The 7,103-nt window shown below is 51.3% G+C and carries 5 protein-coding genes and 1 pseudogene; 1 reads left to right on the forward strand and 5 read right to left on the reverse strand.

The genetic code is table 11. The features are described from left to right. Nucleotides 1–118 precede the first annotated feature (118 nt). Nucleotides 119–1,129 (forward strand): LacI family DNA-binding transcriptional regulator, encoded by a 1,011-nt coding sequence (locus tag G614_RS0109455; RefSeq protein WP_027641777.1) that lies wholly within the window; start codon nucleotides 119–121, stop codon nucleotides 1,127–1,129. Nucleotides 1,130–1,148: 19 nt separating this feature from the next. Here G614_RS0109455 and G614_RS0109460 read toward each other — a convergent pair whose 3' ends face one another. The 5 genes and pseudogenes from G614_RS0109460 to G614_RS32150 form a co-directional block, all read right to left on the reverse strand. Then, on the reverse strand, nucleotides 1,149–2,237 hold the full coding sequence (locus tag G614_RS0109460; protein WP_027641778.1) for a type I phosphomannose isomerase catalytic subunit: 1,089 nt from the start codon (nucleotides 2,235–2,237) through the stop codon (nucleotides 1,149–1,151). Nucleotides 2,238–2,325: 88 nt separating this feature from the next. Next, nucleotides 2,326–3,345 carry a TRAP transporter substrate-binding protein gene (locus G614_RS0109465; protein WP_027641779.1) on the reverse strand — a complete coding sequence of 340 codons (1,020 nt, stop codon included), beginning with the start codon at nucleotides 3,343–3,345 and terminating at the stop codon, nucleotides 2,326–2,328. A gap of 165 nt (nucleotides 3,346–3,510) precedes the next feature. Further along, nucleotides 3,511–4,740: a response regulator gene (locus tag G614_RS0109470; protein WP_027641780.1), complete on the reverse strand. Its 1,230-nt coding sequence runs from the start codon at nucleotides 4,738–4,740 to the stop codon at nucleotides 3,511–3,513. Nucleotides 4,741–4,752: 12 nt separating this feature from the next. Next, a complete protein-coding gene (locus tag G614_RS0109475) occupies nucleotides 4,753–6,246 on the reverse strand; it encodes a sensor histidine kinase (RefSeq protein WP_027641781.1) in 1,494 nt (497 codons plus the stop codon). Nucleotides 6,247–6,920: 674 nt separating this feature from the next. Next, nucleotides 6,921–7,103: pseudogene (locus G614_RS32150) on the reverse strand (maturase); the annotation flags it as partial.

Here is a 7,103-nt window from a genome sequence, read left to right on the forward strand (position 1 = left end):
TCAAACTATTTTAAAAAGTTCCTGCTTTTTTTCTGCTTTCATTTTGACATTATTTCAAGAAACCTTTACAATAGCTGTGTATACATTTTCAGAGAATCACAGGGAGGTGGACCGGAATATGGTAACAATCAAAGACGTGGCAAAAAAATGCGGCTATTCCGTCTGCACGGTATCCCGCGCCCTTTCCGGCAAAGGATACCTGAAAGAAGAGACAAAACAGAAAATACTGGAAACAGTTGCAGAACTGGGATACCGCCCCAACACCCTGGCCGTCAACCTGAAGACCGGACGCCGCCAGGCCCTGGCCCTGGTCCTGCCTTCCCTGACCAATATCTACTATACCAAGCTGGAACAGTACCTGGAGTCCTGCGCGGCAGAAAAGGGCTATATCATTTACCTGAACAACACGGAATACAGTTTGGAAAAAGAAAAACAGATTTTAGAAAATTTAATCGGCATGGACATAGCGGGGGTCATCATTACCCCGGTCACCAGCCAGCACGACCATATCATGAACCTGGCAAAGTACGACATCCCTTATGTGTATTTAAACCGTTCTTTCGAGGATGACATGGAACACTGTCTCCGCCTGGACAACAAAAAAGCCGCCTACGAGGCGGTTTCCTACATGATTAAGCTGGGGCACAAAAATATCGGCGGCATCTTCCAGAGCTTTGACAACCTCACCTACCGGGACCGCTATGACGGCATGGCCCAGGCCCTTAAGGAGCATGGGCTGGACTGCCGCCCCAGCCACATGCTCTTTGACATCAACCCGGAGGATATGGGGACCACTCCGGGCCGGATCCTGCAGCTGCTCCAAAAGCCCGGCCGCCCTGAGGCGATCTTTGCCTGCAACGACATGACCGCCTTCAATATTTACCGGGCCTGTTATATTCTTGGGTTGCGGATTCCGGACCACCTGTCTGTATTTGGCTACGATGACTGTATCATGGCCAATTTCGTGACTCCGCCCCTGTCAACGGTCAGCGTCCCTGTCCGCAGGCTGGCCGAGACCGCCATTGACTTCATCCATGGTTATCTGGAATCCGGTGTTCCGGCAGAGCTTCCGGTGCTAAAAGCCTCCCTGGTCATCCGGAATTCCGTGCGCAACCTGAATCTGGATTAGGCCATGTTTGAAACATAACCTAGAGCGTATCCATATCCTTTCCCGGATACACCATCACCAGCTGGGCGCTGCCTTTTGGCAGGATTTGGTACTTCTCTGTCCCGGCTGCTATCAGGAAGCTGTCCCCTGCCTTCAGGCTGAGCACCTGGCCGTCCTGTTCCATGGTGCAGCTTCCGGCACACACCACGCCCAGGTTAAATTTCCGGTTATGCCTTACTAAAGCCGGTCCGGTCACCTCCAGTTTTTCCACAAAGAAGCAGGAGGTCAGCGTTTCATCCACCAGCCGCACCCTCCGGAAGGCGTCTGTTTCCTCCAATACCCGGGGCTCTATCCTGCATTTTTCCATGATTTCTTCTTTGGAATACTCTGTATAATCAAAAATATCCAGACAGAAGTCCAGTCCCCGTCCCATGAACCGGCCGTCCTCCGGCACAACGATTCCCTCACGCTCAAATTCGCACCGCACCACCAAATCAGACGGCTCCATGATTTCCAGCATAGTGATTCCCTCGCCTATGGCATGGGGCATTCCGCCAGGAATATACCAGACCTCCCCCACCTGTACCGGAATCTTCTCAAAGCAGCCGTCCATCCGGGCCTTGTCCTGTTTCTCCACGATTTCCCTCCAGCCATCCCTTCCGGGCGTATGCTGGAATCCCAGCCGGATGTATGGACTGACGCCGTCCCTCACATGTAGAATATAGTAGCATTCAAGCTTTCCATAGGGCATTCCCATCACTTCATTGGCAAACCGGGTGGTGGGATGGGCCTGTACGTGAAGCCGCATGGCTGAATCCAGAATCTTAAGCAGGAAGCTGAGACGCCAGCTGCCGTCCTTACCAACGCCGGAGCCCAGGTAATACTCCCGGTCATCGTCTATCAGGTCCCGTAAGAACCTGGGACCATCTTCAGTTTCCACCACAGCCAGCCCCTCATGTGCAATGGGCTCCATTCCCGGATTGGAGGCTTCCACCATGGAACCCACCCATTCCTCGGGCATATTGTTGTCCGACCACTGTTCCTTTCCGTGGAGCCGGTCAATTCCCGCTCCCCCTGTGTAATTTCTCCGCACCCGGTTTTCGGGCAGTTTCATAAGTCCTGTTGCCATTGCGGCCTTCCTCCTGTCATGGTGTATATGTCTTGATTTACTTGTCTTACTGTATCTGTCTTGCCGTATCTGTCTAATTGTATCTGTCTTACTGCATCTGCCGGATTTTTTCAATCAGGTCCAGATATTCTCCGCCATATTTCCGATATACCGGCTCCATTGCCTGGCTCCAGGCGTCCGGGTCCTGGGGCTCCAGAATCGTAACGCCCTCCTTCTCCAGAGCCTCGTATGCCTTCCTGTCCGCTTCCTCTATGGCTGTCCGGTTATATTCCTGGGTCTCCTTCGCCGCCTGCACCAGGGCGTCCTGATATTCCCTCTTCAGGTTTTTCCAGGTAATTTTGCTCATCAGAATTACCCCTGGCGTATAGGTATGGCTGTCCTTTACATAATAGGGGGCAACCTTATAAAATTTATTATAATAATAGCTCACCGCCGGGTTCTCGGCTCCGTCAATGGTCCCTGACTCCAGGGCCGTATAAAGCTCTGCATAGGCAATGGGCACGGCCACGGCACCCAGTGCTTCCACGGTATCGCCCATCATGGACGCCACCTGTACCCGGATTTTCAGTCCCTTCATATCCTCCAGCCTCCGCACCGGCCGGTCTGTGGTAAAGAAGTTTCTGGCCCCTTCGTCCAGGTAGGCCAGTCCAATCATTCCGGTACAGTCCTGGATATTATCCAGTATTTCCCTTCCCAACTCACTGCTGCACACATTCCAGAAATGCTCCCTGTCCCGGAAAACATAGGGCAGCACCAGGGCAGACATCATGGGATTTCCGCAATCCGCCAGGGACATGCTGTTTCCCCGGTACAAATCCAATGCCCCCATTTCCATGGACTGGTAACAGCGCGCATCATCCCCCAGCTGGCCGGAAGGATAGATTTCAACCATCACCTTGCCGCCTGTCAGTTCACTGACCCTATCAGCAAAAAACTGGGCTGAATCTGTCAGCACATGGCCTTCCGGGTTTACCTCACCGTAGCAGAGCACAATCTCCGGTTCATTGTCCGCTCCCACGGCCCCCTTGTTTCTTAAAACTCCATAGCCGCCCGCCAGACCTGCAATCAGCACTGCGGCCGCAGCCCCTATTATCAACTGTTTTTTCAACGCATTCCTCCTGACCTGGACACATTGTTTCCTCAGAACCAATCCCCTGGTCTCCCTGAGAATCACCCTCCTAAGAATCATCTCCCTGAGAACCATCTCCCTGAGAATCATCTCCCTGAGAATCATATTTCTGAGAACCATCTCCCTGAAACCACTTCCTCAAAGTCATTCCTTCTGAATCTTCATCTCGGAGAAGTACTCCACATGATATTTTAAATTATCACCGTTAAAATTGAGCTGTCCCAGCTTCTCAAAACGCATGGCTGCCTCTGAAGTCTTAACACGTATTCCCGGTATCTGGTTGATTCCCCGGATGATTGTCATCAGGCTGCGGCCGAAATTCAGCTTCACCGAAACATCCTGATATCCTAAAAGTGTCTCCAGTTCCTCTATCATCTCCGTAAGAAGGACACTGCTCTGGTCCTGGTCCTCCCTGGACAGGGACTGGATAATCCGGTCCTCCAGCCCGCAGATTCGTTTCATGCCGTCCGTCATGCCGTCAAAGGCAAGCCTAGCCTCTTCCGCAGAATATTCCCTGATAAAAGATGCAGCCTCCCCATATGCCTCGGTCAGCCGATCCATTCCTTCATAAGCTCCGCTGACACCACAGGCAACCGGAATCTTCCGCTCCTCTGCCAGATAATCCCTGGCTCGGGTAATGCAGCCGGTCAGCTCCGTAAATGCGTCCTGCTGCGGTGAATAAAGGCAGATAATCATCTGGTCCATCCAGATACTGTTAAGCACTGTCACCCCCGCCATGTGGAAATAGTTTTTAAGCACTTCCTGGGAAAATCCTCCCATGCTAACCAGGGCCGGGCTGGAAATCAGCACCACCTTAAACCACCCCGGTCCAACTCCCCACATGGCAAATTCCTTTTCCAGTTTTTCCCTGTCCCTGCGGCCAAAGAACAAATCCCACAGCAAATCCTTCTCCAAATCCCTGTAAAAATCAAAGGCAGCCTTTCCATCATCCACCAGATAATTGGAATAAGACAGCATGGACAGGGTATCCTCCCGTTCCCTTACCCGGGCAATGACCTTATCCAGCGTCTCCCGCAGCTCCGAGTCCAGATAGGGCTTAAGGAGATAATCCGTCACTCCCAGCTTGATTGCCTGTTTGGCAAAGGAGAAATCACTGTAAGCGGAAATCAGCACAATCTGGATATCCGGATGCCTTTTACGTACCTCCTCCGCTGTCTTAAGCCCGTTCATTCTGGGCATCTTAATGTCCAGGAGCACAATCTGCGGCTTGCACTCCTCCAGTTTCTCCATTAAATCCATGCCGTCCACTGCCTTGTAGACAATCTCCAGCAGACCGGGATAGCTCTCCTTTATGACCTTCTCCAGATAATTTCGCTCGTACTGCTCGTCATCTGCCAATATTACACGCAACATAACTGTTTCCTCCTAATGCCTGTCTGATTTATAAAGCTTCAGCGTAATCCTCGTAACGCCCTCTGACCGCTCAATGTGCAGCACGTCCTCTTTCCGATAAAACAATTTTAACCGTTCCCTCACGTTTTTCAGACCAATGGAGGTTTTGGGCATGGGCGTTTCCCGGCCGGCGGGATGGTCCTTGTCCTCCGGCCGTCCTCCGGTTTCCGGCTGGCTCAGGTCCATAAACGGTCCGCTGATTTCCGGCGGTCCGCTGATTTCCGGCGGTTCCCGGTCCTCCGGAAAACCCACGCCGTTGTCCGCCACCACCGCCTCGATATAATCCGGCTTCTCAGTAATCAGTATATCCACCTTGCCCCCGCTGACCCTGTCCTTCAGCCCGTGCTGGATACTGTTCTCCACCAGAGGCTGGATTGTCAGCGGCGGAATCATCACATCCTCGCCCATAAATGATTTGCGCACATCCAGGCAGAAGGTCACACGCCCCTTTAAATGCAGCTTCTGTATATACAGGTATGACTGAAGCAGTTCAATCTCAGCATCCAGCGGAATGGAAACCGTATTGATTTCAATGCTGCTTCGCAGGATTTTGGAAATGGCTTTGACCAGCTGGATGGAGGTGTCCCGCTCTCCCAGCTGGATACTGCGGATTACCAGGCTCAGTGTATTAAACAGGAAATGGGGATTCATCTGCATCTGCAGTTCCCGGATTTTTGCCTCAGCCAGCCGCTCTTTCATCTGGTGAGTCTCCTGTAATTCCGTAATCATGGTCCTGATTTGCCGCTTCATCTGGTCAAATGTGGTAGATACCTGGTTCAGCTCCATAAAAGGCGTTTCCTCAATATCCGCTGTCTCCAGGTTGTTGTTCATAATTTCCCTTGCAGCGTCCGTCAGCCGTTTGATGGAATTCAGGATACTGGTACTCATCTGATGGTTCAGCACCATGCCAAAGAGACTGGCTGCCATGAAAAACACAATCAGGATACTGTTTGTAATCCCCAGCGTCCTGCTGTGGCTGGCAAATGCAGTATTTAAATACTCCAGGTACTGGCTCATCAACTGGTTGAGACACCGCTCAATCTCCAAATCCACTTCGTCCAAATCAGCCATCAGACTGGGATAGTAATCCCTGTCAGGCCGGATGTAGGACTCTGCCATCTCCCGCCTGTACTCAGCCACCTGCCCCACAATCCGGTACATCATCTTGCACTTCCGGTCATTCTTCATCTTTTCATCCAGGCCCCGCAGCTGGCTGTCAAACAGCTGGCATTCGTCATAATACTGCTTCAGCGTTCCCTCGTCATGGCTCTTGCTGTACAGCTTAAAATATGTCTGCCTCCGGTTATTGATTGCCAGCAGCCCGTTCACCTGCTGGTAATCCTGTAAAAGCCCATTGTACCGGCGGGATGACCCCACGTTCACAAGGGCATTGGATGCTATGAAGATAAAGGCCACCAGCAGCAGAATCAGGTGGTTTCTTGTCATTTCTTTTCGTATGGATTTCACGAATCTCTTCTCACTTTTCTGTGCGGGATTTTTTCTTGGGGGATTTTTCTTCTGAGGTTATTCTACAACGGCATTGAAAGAAAAACAAGTCAGACTGAGTCTGTCTTGCCCCGGATATGGATATCTGAACATGGCATCTTCCATATTTCATCCCCTTTTCTCTCCTGCAATCCGGACAGACCAGGCTTTTTCATACCTTGCTTCAAGACAAAGTTCCTGCTAAAACAATCGTGGAAAAGCTTACAGGCCGGAAAAATACCCTGGTGTACGATGATGCCGGCCTTCCATCCCTGATGGTAAGGATTCCTTGTTTTGTCCGGAACATGTGATTCCACATGCTGGAAATGCCGTTCATCCCATGTTCCAGACATCCCGGGGCCAAGTACAATATTCTCCGTCCTATACAGCCAGCCGCATCGGCTTTCGCTGCGCCTGGATTCCTGATGAGGATTGCGCTATCTGTAACGTTCTGCGTCCATTACAAACGTATCCCCGGCCGTTCAGCCTCCGTTGTCAACCATATCAACTATGAACCATATTCAGGGATGCATACAAATTCAAGCTTTTCGTCATCTATGATTTCAGCATTACAACCACGACCAGGTGCAATCGGATAGGGGAGATTTTAACCTCCCCTTCCACACCACGTAGCGTACCGTTCGGTACTACGCGGTTCAATAGTTTACTCGGACTTTCAAATAGTGGGCAGTCATATCGGGATAACCAAGTCTGTCCACTATGATTCTTTTGGTGAGTGCCGAGTTGAGCATTCCCGCCGCTCTCCACACTCCCTTTCGGCAGTTCGCCATCTCATGCACCTTCCACTCTGGTAAATGTAACGCCCGCAACATTTTATA

The organism is [Clostridium] clostridioforme AGR2157, from assembly GCF_000424325.1.
Classification (GTDB): domain Bacteria; phylum Bacillota; class Clostridia; order Lachnospirales; family Lachnospiraceae; genus Enterocloster; species Enterocloster clostridioformis_A.

Bases quoted from the DNA above. Each gene is read 5' to 3' on its own strand.
- G614_RS0109460 (WP_027641778.1), bottom strand. From the start codon at position 2,237: ATGGCAACAGGACTTATGAAACTGCCCGAAAACCGGGTGCGGAGAAAT.
- G614_RS0109455 (WP_027641777.1), top strand. From the start codon at position 119: ATGGTAACAATCAAAGACGTGGCAAAAAAATGCGGCTATTCCGTCTGC.
- G614_RS0109470 (WP_027641780.1), bottom strand. From the start codon at position 4,740: ATGTTGCGTGTAATATTGGCAGATGACGAGCAGTACGAGCGAAATTAT.